This window comes from Pseudomonas soli (genome assembly GCF_021283165.2).
GTDB lineage: Bacteria > Pseudomonadota > Gammaproteobacteria > Pseudomonadales > Pseudomonadaceae > Aquipseudomonas > Aquipseudomonas soli.
This window is the reverse complement of sequence record NZ_CP128543.1, coordinates 2,178,014-2,193,417: the sequence shown is the minus strand read 5'-3', so window position 1 is coordinate 2,193,417 and position 15,404 is coordinate 2,178,014. Positions and strand designations below refer to the sequence as shown.

The window sequence follows — 15,404 nt, the reverse complement described above, 5'->3', positions numbered from 1 at the left end:
ATCATGAGCGATACAAAGGGCAAGACCGGAAAAGTGGTGGAGTTCGATGACCACGAGGGCTACGGTTACATCGACTACAAACATCAAGGCACACGGGTGTACCTGCCCAAGGATCAGGCCGCGGGCCTGGAGGATGACGTCGAGGTGATTTTCGACATCAGACTGGTGGGAAACAAGCCGTACGCCATCAATGTGAGGCGCAAATAGACCCCGGCGTGCTGTAGCGTGCCCCGCTTCAAGGCGCGGGGCACGTTCACTCGAAAGCATCGACCAGTGCCCTCGCACGCCAGATCATCTGCCGCCGATTTGCGCGACGCTGATCTCGCGCATGCGAAACTTCTGCACCTTCCCCGTCACCGTCATCGGGAATTCATCGACAAAGCGGAAGTGCCTTGGCGCCTTGAAATGCGCCAGCCTAGCCTTGCACCACTGCTGCAACTCATCCGCCGTAGCGCTGTGCCCCGGGTGCAGGCGAATCCACGCCACCACCTCCTCGCCGTACTTGCTGCACGGAATCCCCACCACCTGCGCCTCGGCCACCGCCGGGTGGGTATGGAAGAACTCCTCCAGCTCGCGCGGATAGATGTTCTCGCCGCCGCGAATGATCATGTCCTTGTTGCGCCCGACGATCCGCACATAACCGTCGTCGTCCATCACCGCCAGATCGCCGCTGTGCATCCAGCCGGCCGGGTCAATGGCGTCATGGGTGGCCTGGAGGTTGTCCCAATAGCCGAGCATCACGCTGTAGCCGCGGGTGCACAGCTCGCCGATCTCGCCTTGCGCGACGATGCGCCCGTCGGCATCCACCAGCTTGGTCTCCAGATGCGGCTGGGTGCGGCCCACGGTGGTCACGCGCAACTCCAGGCCATCGTCGGGGCCGGTCTGCAACGACACCGGGCTGGTCTCGGTCATGCCGTAGGCGATCTGCACCTCGGCCATGTGCAACTGGTCGATCACCTTGCGCATCACCTCGATCGGGCAAGTGGCGCCGGCCATGATGCCGCTGCGCAGGCTGGAAAGGTCCATGGCCTGGCGTGACGGATGGTCGAGCATGGCGATGAACATGGTCGGCACGCCATAGAGGATGCTGGCACGCTCCTCGGCCACGGCGCGCAGGGTCAGCTCCGGGTCGAAGGCGTCGTTGGGGTAGACCATGGTGCTGCCGTGGGTGATGCAGCCGAGGTTGGCCATGACCATGCCGAAGCAGTGGTACAGCGGCAACGGGATGACCATGCGGTCGCGCTCGGTCAGGCCCAGGCTCTGGCCGACCATGTAGCCGTTGTTGAGGATGTTGTAGTGGCTCAGGGTCGCGCCCTTGGGCGCGCCGGTGGTGCCGGAGGTGTACTGGATGTTCACCGGCTGGTCGAACTGCAGGCCCTGCTGTCGCGCCTGATAGGCGTCAACATCGACTGCCCCTGCCCGCCCGGCCAAGGCGGCCCAGGGCAGGAAGCCTGAAGGCGGCTCGGCGGCCAGGCTGATCACGCCGCGCAGGTCGGGCAGGCGTTCACTGGCCAGTTCGCCCAATGCGTGGCTCGCCAGATCCGGCACCAGTTCCTGCACCATCGCGTGGTAGTCGGAGGTCTTGAAGGCATCGGCGCACACCAGCCAGCGGCAACCGGACTGACGCAGCACGTATTCCAGCTCACCCACCCGGTAGGCCGGGTTGATATTGACCAGGATCGCGCCGACCTTGGCGGTGGCCAGCTGCAGGATGCACCACTGGGCGCAGTTGGGCGCCCAGATACCGACCCGCTCGCCCTCCTCCACCCCAAGCGCCATCAGCGCCCGGGCCTGCACATCGACCTCGGCGGCCAGCTCGCGCCAGCTGTAGCGCAGGCCCTGGTGGCGCACCACCAGCGCCTCGCGCTCGCCGTGGCGGGCGACGGTGGCATCGAAGGCCTGGCCGATGGTCAGGGTCAGCAAGGGGTGGTCCTGACGGCCGCGGGTATAGCTTGGTTGAGGCATGGTGATCCCTTCTTGTGGTTGTTCTGGGCATGACTGAAGCAGGCGGCAAATACTCTGGCGCAGATTTACGTTTACGTAAAGGTGACGATGCGATTGACAGCCCCGGACGGCAGGTTTACGTTAACGTCAACCACGAGCACCGACCCTGTGGGAGCGGGTTTGCCCGCGATGAGGCCGGACCAGACAACATCGCTGGCCGTTCTGACGGGCATCGCGGGCAAGCCCGCTCCCACAGGGTCGGTGCAGTACCTCGAATTTCAAGAACAACAAGGTGCCCCCATGCTTTACCCCAGCCTGAACTTCGCCCTGGGCGAGACCATCGACATGCTCCGTGACCAGGTGCGCACCTTCGTTGCCGCCGAGCTGGCGCCGCGCGCCGCGCAGATCGACCATGACAACCTGTTCCCTGCCGACATGTGGCGCAAGTTCGGCGACATGGGCCTGCTGGGCATCACCGTGCCGGAGGAATACGGCGGCGCCGGCCTGGGCTACCTGGCCCACGTGGTGTCGATGGAAGAGATCAGCCGGGGCTCGGCGTCGGTGGCCCTGTCCTACGGCGCCCACTCCAACCTGTGCGTCAACCAGATCAACCGCAACGGCACTCACGAGCAGAAGCTCAAATACCTGCCCAAGCTGATCAGCGGCGAGCACATCGGCGCCCTGGCCATGAGCGAGCCCAACGCCGGCTCCGACGTGGTGTCGATGAAACTGCGCGCTGAAAAGCGCGGCGACCGCTACGTGCTCAACGGCAGCAAGACCTGGATCACCAACGGTCCCGACGCCAACACCTACGTGATCTACGCCAAGACCGACCTGGACAAGGGCCCCCACGGCATTACCGCGTTCATCGTCGAGCGCGACTGGAAAGGCTTCAGCCGCAGCAACAAGTTCGACAAGCTCGGCATGCGCGGCTCCAACACCTGCGAGCTGTTCTTCGATGACGTCGAAGTGCCGCAAGAAAACATCCTCGGCCAGCTCAACGGCGGCGTGCGCGTGCTGATGAGCGGCCTGGACTACGAGCGCGTGGTGCTGTCGGGCGGCCCGACCGGCATCATGCAGAGCTGCATGGACCTGGTCGTGCCGTACATCCACGACCGCAAGCAGTTCGGCCAGAGCATCGGCGAGTTCCAACTGATCCAGGGCAAGATCGCCGACATGTACACCCAGCTCAATGCCAGCCGCGCCTACCTGTACGCCGTGGCCCAGGCCTGCGATCGTGCCGAGACCACTCGCAAGGACGCCGCCGGGGTCATCCTCTACACCGCTGAGCGCGCCACGCAGATGGCCCTGGAAGCGATCCAGATCCTCGGCGGCAACGGCTACATCAATGAATTCCCGGCTGGCCGCCTGTTGCGCGACGCCAAGCTGTACGAGATCGGCGCCGGCACCAGCGAGATCCGCAGGATGCTGATCGGCCGCGAACTGTTCAACGAAACCCGCTGAGCATAAGGAACGGGCGCACATGGCTACCCTGCACACCCAGATCAACCCGCGCTCGGCGGAATTCGCCGCCAACAGCGCGGCCATGCTCGAACAGGTCCAGGCCCTGCGCGGCCTGCTTGCCCAGGTCAGTCAGGGCGGCGGGCCGAAGGCTCAGGAGCGGCATACCTCGCGGGGCAAGCTGCTGCCTCGCGAGCGTATCGACCGCCTGCTCGACCCGGGCTCGGCGTTCCTCGAGATCGGCCAGCTGGCCGCCCATGAGGTGTACGGCGAAGACGTGCCGGCCGCCGGCGTGATCGCCGGCATCGGCCGCGTCGAAGGCGTGGAATGCATGATCGTGGCCAACGACGCCACGGTCAAAGGCGGCTCCTACTACCCGCTGACCGTGAAGAAACACCTGCGCGCCCAGACCATCGCCCTGCAGAACCGTCTGCCATGCATCTACCTGGTGGACTCCGGCGGCGCCAACCTGCCTCGTCAGGACGAGGTGTTCCCCGACCGTGAGCACTTCGGGCGGATCTTCTTCAACCAGGCCAACATGAGTGCCCTGGGCATCCCGCAGATTGCCGTGGTGATGGGCTCGTGCACCGCCGGTGGCGCCTATGTGCCGGCCATGGCCGACGAAGCGATCATGGTGCGCCAGCAGGCGACCATCTTCCTCGCAGGCCCCCCCCTGGTAAAGGCCGCAACCGGTGAAGTGGTCAGCGCCGAGGACCTCGGCGGCGCCGACGTGCATTGCCGCACCAGCGGCGTGGCCGACCACTATGCCGACAACGACGAGCACGCCCTGGCCATCGCCCGACGCAGTGTCGCCAACCTCAACTGGCACAAGCAGGGCAAGCTGCAATGCCAGGAGCCGATTGCACCGTTGTATGGCGCAGAAGAGCTGTACGGCGTGGTTCCGGCCGACGCCAAGCAACCGTTCGATGTGCGCGAGGTGATCGCCCGCCTGGTCGATGGCTCGGTCTTCGATGAGTTCAAGGCGCTGTTCGGCACCACCCTGGTGTGCGGCTTCGCCCACTTGCACGGCTACCCGGTGGCAATCCTGGCCAACAACGGCATCCTCTTTGCCGAGGCTGCACAGAAAGGCGCGCACTTCATCGAACTGGCCTGCCAACGCGGTATCCCGCTGCTGTTCCTGCAGAACATCACCGGTTTCATGGTCGGCAAGAAGTACGAGGAAGGCGGCATCGCCAAGCACGGCGCCAAACTGGTGACCGCGGTGGCCTGCGCCCAGGTGCCGAAGTTCACGGTGATCATCGGCGGCAGCTTCGGCGCCGGCAACTATGGCATGTGCGGCCGCGCCTACGAACCGCGCTTCCTGTGGATGTGGCCTAACGCGCGTATCGGCGTGATGGGCGCCGAGCAGGCCGCTGGCGTGCTGGCCCAGGTCAAGCGCGAGCAGAGCGAGCGCAGCGGCGAGGTTTTCAGCAGCGAAGACGAGAGGAAGCTCAAGCAGCCGATCCTCGACCAGTACGAACGCCAGGGCCACCCCTACTACTCCAGCGCCCGGCTGTGGGACGACGGTGTCATCGACCCGGCGCAGACCCGCGACGTGCTCGGCCTGGCGTTGTCCGCCGCGCTGAACGCCCCGATCGAACAAAGCCGCTTCGGCATTTTCCGGATGTGACCCATGAGCGAATTCGCCACCCTTGAACTGGTCAAGGACCCTCGCGGCTTCGCCACCCTGTGGCTGAGCCGGGAAGACAAGAACAACGCCTTCAACGCGCAGATGATCCGCGAGCTGATCGTCGCCATCGACCAACTGGGCGAGGACGCCAGCCTGCGCTTCGTGGTGCTGCGCGGCCGTGGCCGGCACTTCAGCGCCGGTGCGGACCTTGCCTGGATGCAGCAGTCGGCGCAGCTGGACTTCAACACCAACCTGGACGACGCCCATGAGCTGGGCGAGCTGATGTACGCCCTGCATCGGCTCAAGGCGCCGACCCTGGCCGTGGTCCAGGGCGCGGCCTTTGGCGGCGCGCTGGGGCTGATCAGTTGCTGCGACATGGCCATCGGTGCCGAAGACGCGCAGCTGTGCCTGTCGGAGGTGCGCATCGGCCTGGCGCCGGCGGTGATCAGCCCGTTCGTGGTCAAGGCCATCGGCGAGCGCGCCGCCCGCCGCTACGCCCTCACCGCCGAGCGTTTCAGCGGCGTGCGCGCCCGCGACCTCGGCCTGCTGGCCGAGGTGTACCCGGCCGCCGAACTGGACGCCCAGGTCGAGGCCTGGGTCGATAACCTGCTGCACAACAGCCCGCAGGCGCTGCGCGCCACCAAGGACCTGTTGCGCGAAGTGGATGACGGCGAGCTGAGCCCGGCCCTGCGCCGCTACTGCGAGAACACCATCGCCCGCATCCGCGTCAGCGCCGAAGGCCAGGAGGGCCTGCGCGCCTTCCTGGAAAAACGCCGCCCTGCCTGGCAAGACAACAAGGAACCGCGCCCATGAGCCGACCCACGCTGACCACCCTGCTGGTCGCCAACCGCGGCGAGATCGCCTGCCGGGTGATGCGCACCGCCAAGGCCATGGGCCTGACCACCGTGGCCGTGCACAGCGCCACCGACCGCGACGCGCGCCACAGCCGCGAGGCTGATATCCGCGTCGACCTCGGTGGCAGCAAGGCCGCCGACAGCTACCTGGTGATCGACAAGTTGCTCGCCGCGGCCAAGGCCAGCGGCGCCCAGGCGATCCACCCGGGCTATGGCTTTCTGTCCGAAAACGCCGGTTTCGCCCGCGCCATCGAACAGGCCGGGCTGATCTTCCTTGGCCCACCGGCCAGCGCCATCGACGCCATGGGCAGCAAGTCGGCGGCCAAGGCGCTGATGGAAGCCGCCGGGGTGCCGCTGGTGCCGGGCTACCACGGTGAGGCCCAGGATCTGGAAACCTTCCGCGCCGCCGCCGAGCGCATCGGCTACCCGGTGCTGCTCAAGGCCAGCGCCGGCGGTGGCGGCAAGGGCATGAAGGTGGTCGAGGAGGAAAGCCAGCTGGCCGACGCCCTGGCCTCGGCGCAACGTGAAGCGCAGTCGTCGTTCGGCGATGCGCGGATGCTGGTCGAGAAGTACGTGCTCAAGCCACGCCATGTGGAGATCCAGGTGTTCGCCGACCAGCACGGCCACTGCCTGTACCTCAACGAGCGTGACTGTTCGATCCAGCGCCGCCACCAGAAAGTGGTCGAGGAAGCCCCGGCGCCGGGCCTGTCCCCCGAGCTGCGCAAGGCCATGGGCGAGGCTGCGGTACGCGCCGCCCAGGCCATCGGCTATGTGGGCGCCGGTACCGTGGAGTTCCTGCTCGATGCCCGCGGCGAGTTCTTCTTCATGGAGATGAACACTCGCCTGCAGGTGGAGCATCCGGTCACCGAAGCCATCACCGGGCTCGACCTGGTGGCCTGGCAGATCCGCGTGGCCTGCGGTGAGCCGCTGCCTTTGACTCAAGAGCAGGTGCCGCTGATCGGCCATGCCATCGAGGTGCGGCTGTACGCGGAGGATCCGGCCAACGAATTCCTCCCGGCCACCGGCACCCTGGCGCTGTACCGCGAGTCGGCGCCGGGCGAAGGCCGTCGGGTGGACAGCGGTGTCAGCGAGGGCGATGTGGTATCGCCGTTCTACGACCCGATGCTGGGCAAGCTGATTGCCTGGGGGCAGGACCGCGAGCAAGCGCGCCTGCGACTGCTGGCGATGCTCGATGAGTTCGCCATTGGCGGGCTGAAGACCAACATTGCCTTCCTGCGCCGCATCCTGGCGCACCCGGCGTTTGCCGAGGCGGAGCTGGACACTGGCTTCATCCCGCGTCACCAGGATGTGCTGCTACCCCCGCCACAGGCGCTACCGGCGCAGTTCTGGGAGGCCGCCGCCGAAGCCTGGCTGCAAGGTGAGCCAGCGCAACTGCGCCAGGACGACCCCGCCTCGCCCTGGACCTTGCGCGATGGCCTGCGCCTGGGGCTGCCGGCACGCAGCAGCCTGCACCTGCAATGCGACGGACATGAGCAGGCGGTGGCGCTGGAGCGTAGTGCGCCTTCGACTTATCGCCTGGAGGGTGAGCAACTGTGCCATGAGCAGGACGGCTTGCGCCGTCGTTACCTGGCGGTTCGCCGGGGCGGCACGCTGTACCTGCAGTGGCAGGGCGAACTGCACGCTGTCAGCGCCCATGACCCAATCGCTGCGGCCGAGGCCAGCCACAGCCACCAGGGCGGGCTGGAGGCGCCGATGAACGGCAGTATCGTGCGGGTGCTGGTGGAGCCGGGGCAGGTGATCGAGGCCGGTACAGCGCTGGTAGTGCTGGAGGCGATGAAGATGGAGCACAGCATTCGGGCGCCCCATGATGGGACGGTAAAGGCGCTGTTCTGCCAGGAGGGGGATATGGTCAGCGAGGGGACAGTGCTGGTCGAGCTGGAGGAGGCGTAACGGCGGCAATGTGCTCGCCGAAAGGGTTGTTTCGCCTATGAGATCGAGCGCCGCGCGGGCGGCGCTCGATCTAAAGAGCGCTGCAAGCCCCCCGCCTGGCACCTCGCAGCCCCAACACGGTCTGCGCGCGAACCTAGAGCACCCCGTGCATCCGCACCACAACGCCAATGAACTCGCACCCTTCCTCGCACACTAGCGTTGGATAGGCATTGTTGAGCGCCTTCAGATACCGCTGCCCACCCTCCTCGGTCAGCTGCCGAAAGATCGCGGACTTGCCAGGCAGCCGGGCAATCACCAGACGCCCCGGCTCGACGGCCACGCCGTCATCGACCAGGATTCGAACCCCTTCGGGCACGCTCCTGCCGCTGGCCGCGCTCATGGTGTCGTTCTCGACCCTCAGCCAGAACGCCTTGCCTTGGGCCAGGTAGTCGGTCTGTTCGAAGACATCGGATGCCTCCTCCTGCTCCTGACCCAACGCGGCCCACTCACGCAGCGGATAGCGGAAACACACGAAGTATTTCGCCTGCCCGTCGTCATCGTCCTCTTCCTCGAGGCCGTAACGCGCCGGCTCCTCACCCACCTGCCCCAACACACGCAGCTGCATGCTGACCTGGTAATGCGGCATGCCCAGCTCGATGAACGTACGGTTCATCGAGTCGACCCGAGGCTGACGGCGCTTCTTCAGCCAATGGCCGATGCTGCCTTGGGAAACCCCAACGCGCTCGGCAAGCTGCTCCTGGGAGATATCGAGCTCCTCGATCCGTTCCCGAACCAGGGCTATCCATTTGTCCATATTCATCGCAGGCACGATACGGACTGACTCCTTGCGTTCAATACACATCAAGTAGTATTTGCCCAAACACATTTAAATACTTTAGGTATTAGAATCGAGCTTCACCTTTCACCTACTGGTATTCGCAGGTAATCAGGATGAACATCTCGAAAGAAACGGAAACAGATCTCGACGAAGAAGCTGCTCGCCGCGCCCTCGATTTCTACCTCAACCCCACGCCCACGCCCCGCGACCTGGAACGTTCGCTGTGGACCCTGCGCGAAGGCGTCAGCAACGCGCAGGCCAGCGAACACGCCATGGCCCTGCTGCGATGCGCTGCAGCCACGGCACAGGAAACCGGCAACCATTTGCAGGGCACGACGCGGGAAGTGGTGTTTGCGCTGATGCACATGATCAACATGGCCCGCGCCCTGCTGGAGCAGTGCCACGCCACGGAAAAGGCAACGAGCTGAAGGGAGAACGTGATAGCCGACGAACGGCAAAAGCCCCGATTGCCGGGGACGAGGAGTGCGTCAGGAAGAATTTTTTAGTCAATCGCTGAAAAATCATTTGACTGGCAAATGATAACGATTATTATTGCACTCAGCAGGTCGCGAGACCCGCTGGATAACCTGCAACGTCCTCAGGTCGGACGCTCAGATTATCTCCTCATCAGGCTAATCACGGTTTTTGACCCGGCTTTTTGCCGGGTCATTTTTTTGGCTCTTCAGGCTAATGAAGATCGTTTAATGGCAGCGATGATAGCAAAAGTGTGTCAGCACGTGAATGCTCATTACAAATCTTTGCGGAATCAGCACTTGAGAATCAATCTCGTTTAGCCTAAGCTGGCTCTGCATCAAGGAAGATGCCCCCACCCCTTTCCTTATGAGCAAGGAGCTGTCCATGACCCGCCTGCTGCTGCCCCTCGAGCACGATCCGCGCCCTGCCGAACTGCACGCTGAAGACGCGCTACTGCATGCACTCAAGCGCTTGCCGCGCCGGGTCCAGCAAGTTTTCCTGCTCAACCGCCTCGACCAACAGGGCTTTGCCGCCATCGCCGAGCGCCTGGACCTGCCACTGATCAGTATCGAGCGCCACATGAACCAGGCCCTGCAGACCGCCCGCGCCCCCGGCGACGCGCTGGCCAGCATCGCCGGCCAATGGTACGTGCGCCTGCAAAGCCCGCAGGTGACCGCCAGCGAACGCATCGATTTCCGCCGCTGGCTGGATGCCGACCCCGAGCACCTGCGTGCCTTCCACGAAACCGAACTGCGCTGGCGCAGCCTGCTCGCCCCGGCACGGCAATTGGGCCATGACGGCTGGTACCGGCAAGGGCGCGCGGCGCTGTCGCTGGGTGGCTGCTCGATTGCCGTCGGGCTTGGTGTTGCTGCGCTTGTGGCGCTGGGGCTGCTGACCTGATTCGCAGGGGCGGACTCATCCACGACTGCGTCAATTAACCTGCGCACCCGCACCACCAGGCGGTGTAGAGTACGGTCACAACAACGCCAACAGGAGGCTGGCAATGACCGTGACGCTCTCCCCGCTGCACATCGACTGCGATTTCGACTCCGGCAACATCCTGGTCCTGGACGCCAGCGACCCTGCCCACGTCCACCTGAACATCCGCAAGGACAGTCACAGCGACCACTTCCAGTGGTTCCATTTCAAGGCCAGCGGCCTGACTCCGGGCCAGGTCCATCGCTTCAGCCTGGACAACGCCCACCAGTCCTCCTACAAGAACGCCTGGACCGGCTACCACGCCGTGGCCTCGTACGACCAGCAGACCTGGTTCCGCGTGCCCAGCGAGTTTGACGGCAAGGCCCTGAGCTTCGACTTCAAGGCCGAACAGCCACAAGCCTGGTTCGCCTACTTCGAGCCCTACCCCCGTGCACGCCACAACCAGTTGATCGAACGCGCCAAGCAGATCCCCGGCGTCGAACTGCTGGCCAGCGGGCGCAGCGTGCAAGGTCGGGATATCCCGCTGCTGCGCGCAGGCGACGGCGCGACCGGCAAGCGCAAGGTGTGGATCATCGCCCAGCAGCACCCGGGCGAGCACATGGCCGAATGGTTCATGGAAGGTGTGATCGACGCCCTCGAGGCCAATGGGCCGGTCATCCAGCAACTGCAGGCCAAGGCCGACCTGTACCTGATCCCCAACATGAACCCGGACGGTGCCTTTCTCGGCCACCTGCGCACCAACTTCAAGGGCAAGGACCTCAACCGCGCCTGGCAGGACGCCAGCGTCGAGCTGAGCCCCGAGGTGTTCTTTGCCCAGAGCCAGATGAAGCTGCATGGCGTGGACGCCTTCATCGATGCCCATGGCGACGAAGAGATCCCCCATGTGTTCACCGCGGCCTGCGAGGGCAACCCCGGCTACACGCCGCGCATCGCCAAGCTGGAAGAGCAGTTCCGCGGCACCCTGTGCAGCCTGACCCCGGACTTCCAGACCCAGTACGGCTACACCCGCGATGAGCCAGGCGAGGCCAACATGACCCTGGCCTGCAATGCCGTGGGCCAGGCCCATGACTGCCTGTCGCTGACCCTGGAGATGCCGTTCAAGGACCACGACGATGCGCCGAACCCGCGCACCGGCTGGTCGGGTGAGCGCTCCAAGGCGCTGGCCGGGGCGGTGCTTGAGACGTTGCTGAAGATGGTCGGCGATCTGCGCTGAGCTACGCCAGCACTCAGAACTGCACATCCAGAATCACGCTGTCGGTATAGGTCGCCGCCGGCGGCGTGGCCTGGTCGGTGTACACCTTGGCGTTGTAGTTGAACACCTGGCTGCCCGTGCCGGTCCCCGCCCCCGGATTCACTTCGGCATCGCTGCTCGAACGCCGCGCCGCGCCCACCGAGCCCCAGCGCACCGCGCCGGCGCTCTTGAAGATGTCATAGGCCAGGTAGTTATTGGCACTGGACTTCATTCGCCGCCGCCCGCCCGCACCATTCTGCCCGTCATCCAGCCCCACCGTGTAGTTGCTGCCCTTGGTGCACGACACGCTCAAGCTCTGGTTCACCGTGCCGAACCCGGCCACCACCGGTGCGCTGGCGAAACTGATGTTGGGCGTGGAGATCTGGCAGTCGTTGCTTACCGTCAGGCTGACATTGAGGGTATTGCTACCACTGCCAATATCGCGCCCCAGGCAGATACTGCCGATGCCGATACCAGAGCAGTAGTTCCAGCTCCAGGCGACGGTCAGCGTTTCCTGGTACAGGCCGGCGGCGACGTTGCTACCGATCTGTGTACGCAGATAGATCGGTACTGCCTTGGGCGTCGTGCCATTGAGGAGGCCGAGCAGGTCGATGATGCCATTGCGGGCAAAGTCGAAGGCAACGCCCCGGGTGATCGGGTAGTTGACGCTGTTGTCGGCGTACAGGGTGTAGTTGATCACATCGCCGGTCGGGCCGACCAGGCCACCGGAGGCGGGCGTGATGGTTGCGTAGAAGTGGTCATTGCTGGACAGCAGGCTGAGCAGCGAGCCGGTGCACTGCAAGCCGGAATTGGTGGTAGAGGCAGTCTGCACGGTGGTACGTACCAGCGTCGAGTTGACGGTGCCGAACGCTGCTGGCGTGGTGGCCACCGATGAGCACAACGCCCAGGCCGGGCATGGCGCCAGCAACAGGCCAAACAGCAGGCCGTGCCGTTGAACATTCACTGGCACACCAGCGGACCGATCAACGGGATCGGCCCCTCCCCTTCAGGCAGGTCGAACGCCACCTGGCACTGCCCGCCGTCGGCCTTGTCCACCTGCAGGCGATTGTGCGGCGCCAGGTTTTCCAGGTAGACCAGCCCGTCCCAGCCCACCACCGCCTCGACGCCGCTTTCCTGGTGGCGTACACGGCTGCCCAGCTTGAGCTCCTGTTGATTGCCGTCGACCAACATCAGGCTCGCCGCCATCACACGCTTGAGCGGGAACTCCAGCAGGTAGCCACTGCCACGGCGCACCGCCACTCGCTGTTCCACCTGCGGCGCCAGCACATCGGCGGGCAGGTCCATGGGGTCGATCTCGTATTTGCCGCGGTAATAGCCGCTGCTGTAGGGCACCAGCAAGTGGCCATTGCGGTCAGTGCGGCCGATCTGCTGGTTCTCGTAGCGCACCGGCACGTCGGCGTAGCCGCTGGTGCTGACCACCACAAAGGCGTCGTCGATGCGGTTGGCGGCGAACAGCCCCGCATCCATCAGCACCAGCGAACCGCTGGCGTCAGCCCAGCGGGTCATTTCGCCGCTGCTGCCGTAGGCACCCACCTGCAACTGCACCGACTGCAGGCGCCAGGTCAGGTCGGCCTGGCGGTAGTCGTCGCGGTTGCCGCCAGTGGCATAGCCCAGGTTGTAGCCCAGCCCACCACCCACCGGCACCGCCTGGCTGTAGTTGACCCGCTGCAGGTCCTGGCCGTCCTTGCCGCGCTCGGCGCTGAAGGCCAGCGTGCCGTGCAGGTCGAAGGGGATCACCAGTTGCGCCTGCACCGCCCACTGGCTGTCACCGACCTCGCGGTTGGCGGACAGGTACAGGCTGCTGTTGCGCCACAGCGGCTTGCTCCAGCTGAGGTTGATCAGCCGCGTGCGCGTGCCGTCACCAGCGCGCACATCGAAGTAGCCGGCGCCGAGGCTGCCGTAACTGTCCAGGTTCAGGCTCAGGGTCGCCTGCTCGCTGCGCTGGCTCAGGCGCGTGTAGGGGCTGTCGACCCGCGACAGGTCGGCGTAGTCGCCATGGCGCTGCACGCGCTGGTAGTTGAAGCCGATGCGCCGGCTGTTGTACTGGTAGCCCAGCGCCAGCTGCTGGCCTGTATCGCCTTCGAAGCGGCTCTGGGTCACGGCCGCATTGAGCACGCCGAAGGTACCCAGGCGCAGGTTGCCACCCAGGCCACCGAGCATCAGCGACTCGGCGCTCTCGGCATGTGTTTCCACGGTGAAGTAATCGGACAACCCGTGCCGCAGGGTCGCCGAGGCCACACCCGGGCCATAGGCGAAATCGCGCACGGCGTAGTCGCGACGCAGGCTGCCGGCGGCCACCGAGAAGTCCGACAGGCCTTTGGCCAACAGGCTGCTGGTGACATAGAACGGCAAGGTGGTCGACACCTGCCGGCCCAGGGCATCGGTGGTGACCACCACCGCTTCGCCGGCGCCGTTGATGAACGGCACGTTGGTCAGGGTGTAAGGGCCAGGCTGCAACTCGGTACTGCTGCTCTTGTAGCCGTTGATGAACAGGTCCAGCGAGGTCGGCACAGCGGCTTCGCCGGCAAAGGCAGGCAGTGGATAGGTGACCAAGTCGGGACGGGCGCCGAAGTCGCGGGACAGTTGCAGGCCACCCACGCGCACCGAGGTGGTCCAGGGCAGCGCGCCGGTCACCAGGTCGCCAGCCTCATAGGTGAGCAGGCGCTGCTCGTTGGTGTAGCGGAAGGTGCTGTCGTAGCGCAGGAAGCCCTGCCGGCCCTGGGCCTGGGCGCCATTGAACGACTGGCGCCATTGCCCGGTGGTGGAAAAGGTGCCCCAGTCGTCGAACAGGCGCAGCTCGTTCCAGGCGGCCAGGTAGCTGCCGCCCTCATCGGTGTCGTTGAGGTAGGCGTCGTAGTTGAGCAAGGCACCGAAGCTGCTGCGGGCGTCGCTGGCGGGGTAGAGGTTGCGATCACCGACCTGCTGGTCGGGCAGCCAGGCTGGCGGCACCTGCAGCAGCAGGCGCTGGTTCTGGCTGTCATAGTCGCTGTGCAGGCCGGGGATATCGTCCAGGGCCACCTCGCCCTGAGGCTCGCCCGGCAGCCTGACGCCCGCCTCGCGCAGCACCTCGCTGGCCAGGTACAGCCGCCCGGCGCGCTGCTGGACCGGCACCAGCTCAGCCTTTGCCACCTGATTCACCAGCAGGTCGAGGTACAGCGTGGCGTCGGCGATGGCGGCATGTTCCGAGGGCGGCGGCGGCAGCTCGTCGGCCACGCCCAGGCCGGGCCCCAGCACCGCCAGGCCCAGCCACAACCGGTGCGTTGCCACCCGCACCCAGCTCACACACGATTTCCAACCATTACCGGGTCCTCCCTGGCCCCTGTGATCCGTTCAAGCGTGGGTCATTGCCCCTGTTTGATGGCCTGCGCCACCTCCTGGCCGTTGACCCGCCCTTTCAGCACGCTGGCGGCACCCGGCGTGGCCGGTGCCGGCCAGCGCATGCTGGCGCCGGGCAACACATAGCCGAGCAGCCCTTCGACCAATGGCCTGTCCTGGCCAGCCTGCTGCAGCACCACGTCGGTCAGGCGCGCATGCACAGGCCCCGTGTTACGCAGCTCGACATAGGGCTTGCCCTGCACCGTGACCGCGCGCCAGCTCAGCTGCGGCTTGCCCACGCCTTCGGCGCTGCGCTTGCCCTCCGGGTCGGGCTTGCCCCACAGCCCTTCGCCGTAGACGAACAGCGGCACCGAATAACGCATCTGCAGGCGGATCGCCGCCTTCGGCCCTTCGCTGGCGGCATCAGCCGGCAACGGCGAGGGGATTTCGTCGATGATGATGCGGTACGCCTGCTCCTGGCCCGCGGGCGAACTGCCCGTGCGGGTCAGGCGGATCAGTTGCTTCTGGCCCGCCGGGATATTGGCCACCGGCGGGCTGCCGATTATCTCGCGCTGGGCCTGGAACTGCTCCTGGTACTCGCCCTGGCGCCAGGCGAACACCCGCACCTGCAGGCTGGCCGGCGCCGTGCCACGGTTTTCCAGCCACAGCGCACCGGCCTTCTGGTCGGCCTCCAGCACCGGGTCGATCGGCCAGATCAACACCGAAGTGGCCGCGAAAGCCGGTGCACTGGCCAACAGCAGCAGCCCGATGATCCCACGCGCCCAGTTAACGCCTGCCCCCATGCCC

The 15,404-nt window shown here is 65.6% G+C and carries 13 protein-coding genes; 8 read left to right on the top strand and 5 right to left on the bottom strand.

Annotated features, from left to right (window positions below):
• Window positions 1–3: 3 nt before the first annotated feature.
• Window positions 4–207 carry a cold shock domain-containing protein gene (locus LU688_RS10265; RefSeq protein WP_158659538.1) on the top strand — a complete coding sequence of 68 codons (204 nt, stop codon included), beginning with the start codon at window positions 4–6 and terminating at the stop codon, window positions 205–207.
• 84 nt (window positions 208–291) lie between these two features.
• On the opposite strand, the gene LU688_RS10260 is transcribed toward LU688_RS10265, so the two are convergent.
• Window positions 292–1,965 carry an AMP-binding protein gene (locus LU688_RS10260; RefSeq protein ID WP_160290857.1) on the bottom strand — a complete coding sequence of 558 codons (1,674 nt, stop codon included), beginning with the start codon at window positions 1,963–1,965 and terminating at the stop codon, window positions 292–294.
• Between the two features lie 279 nt (window positions 1,966–2,244).
• On the opposite strand from LU688_RS10260, the gene LU688_RS10255 reads away from it, so the two are divergent.
• From LU688_RS10255 to LU688_RS10240, 4 genes are read left to right on the top strand one after another with little or no spacing between them, the layout of a single operon-like run.
• Window positions 2,245–3,408, top strand: a complete 1,164-nt coding sequence (locus LU688_RS10255; RefSeq protein ID WP_160290856.1) for an isovaleryl-CoA dehydrogenase — start codon at window positions 2,245–2,247, stop codon at window positions 3,406–3,408.
• Between the two features lie 19 nt (window positions 3,409–3,427).
• On the top strand, window positions 3,428–5,035 hold the full coding sequence (locus LU688_RS10250) for a carboxyl transferase domain-containing protein (RefSeq protein ID WP_094010508.1): 1,608 nt from the start codon (window positions 3,428–3,430) through the stop codon (window positions 5,033–5,035).
• A 3-nt stretch (window positions 5,036–5,038) separates the two neighbouring features.
• Window positions 5,039–5,848, top strand: coding sequence for a gamma-carboxygeranoyl-CoA hydratase (locus LU688_RS10245; RefSeq protein ID WP_094010509.1), 810 nt, complete (start codon window positions 5,039–5,041; stop codon window positions 5,846–5,848).
• The gene (locus tag LU688_RS10240; RefSeq protein ID WP_160290855.1) at window positions 5,845–7,800 is read left to right on the top strand and encodes an acetyl/propionyl/methylcrotonyl-CoA carboxylase subunit alpha; all 1,956 of its coding nucleotides are present in this window, start codon (window positions 5,845–5,847) and stop codon (window positions 7,798–7,800) included. The genes LU688_RS10245 and LU688_RS10240 overlap by 4 nt, the downstream gene beginning before the upstream one ends.
• Before the next feature lie 133 nt (window positions 7,801–7,933).
• On the opposite strand, the gene LU688_RS10235 is transcribed toward LU688_RS10240, so the two are convergent.
• Window positions 7,934–8,641, bottom strand: a complete 708-nt coding sequence (locus LU688_RS10235) for a S24 family peptidase (protein WP_031316878.1) — start codon at window positions 8,639–8,641, stop codon at window positions 7,934–7,936.
• Window positions 8,642–8,730: 89 nt separating this feature from the next.
• On the opposite strand from LU688_RS10235, the gene LU688_RS10230 reads away from it, so the two are divergent.
• From LU688_RS10230 to LU688_RS10220, 3 genes are all read left to right on the top strand, one after another.
• Complete coding sequence (locus tag LU688_RS10230; protein WP_160290854.1) at window positions 8,731–9,045, top strand: DUF6124 family protein; 315 nt, start codon at window positions 8,731–8,733, stop codon at window positions 9,043–9,045.
• Window positions 9,046–9,475: 430 nt separating this feature from the next.
• Window positions 9,476–9,991, top strand: coding sequence for a DUF4880 domain-containing protein (locus tag LU688_RS10225; RefSeq protein ID WP_110604373.1), 516 nt, complete (start codon window positions 9,476–9,478; stop codon window positions 9,989–9,991).
• 103 nt (window positions 9,992–10,094) lie between these two features.
• On the top strand, window positions 10,095–11,243 hold the full coding sequence (locus LU688_RS10220; protein WP_160290853.1) for a M14 family metallopeptidase: 1,149 nt from the start codon (window positions 10,095–10,097) through the stop codon (window positions 11,241–11,243).
• A gap of 13 nt (window positions 11,244–11,256) precedes the next feature.
• Here LU688_RS10220 and LU688_RS10215 read toward each other — a convergent pair whose 3' ends face one another.
• The 3 genes from LU688_RS10215 to LU688_RS10205 all read right to left on the bottom strand — a co-directional run bounded on the left by LU688_RS10215 (window position 11,257) and on the right by LU688_RS10205 (window position 15,400).
• Window positions 11,257–12,225, bottom strand: a complete 969-nt coding sequence (locus LU688_RS10215; protein WP_110604309.1) for a Csu type fimbrial protein — start codon at window positions 12,223–12,225, stop codon at window positions 11,257–11,259.
• Window positions 12,222–14,555, bottom strand: a complete 2,334-nt coding sequence (locus tag LU688_RS10210; protein ID WP_232887991.1) for a fimbria/pilus outer membrane usher protein — start codon at window positions 14,553–14,555, stop codon at window positions 12,222–12,224. Before LU688_RS10210 ends, LU688_RS10215 begins: the two co-directional genes overlap by 4 nt.
• 68 nt (window positions 14,556–14,623) lie before the next feature.
• Complete coding sequence (locus LU688_RS10205) at window positions 14,624–15,400, bottom strand: fimbrial biogenesis chaperone (protein WP_038705773.1); 777 nt, start codon at window positions 15,398–15,400, stop codon at window positions 14,624–14,626.
• Window positions 15,401–15,404: the final 4 nt, after the last annotated feature.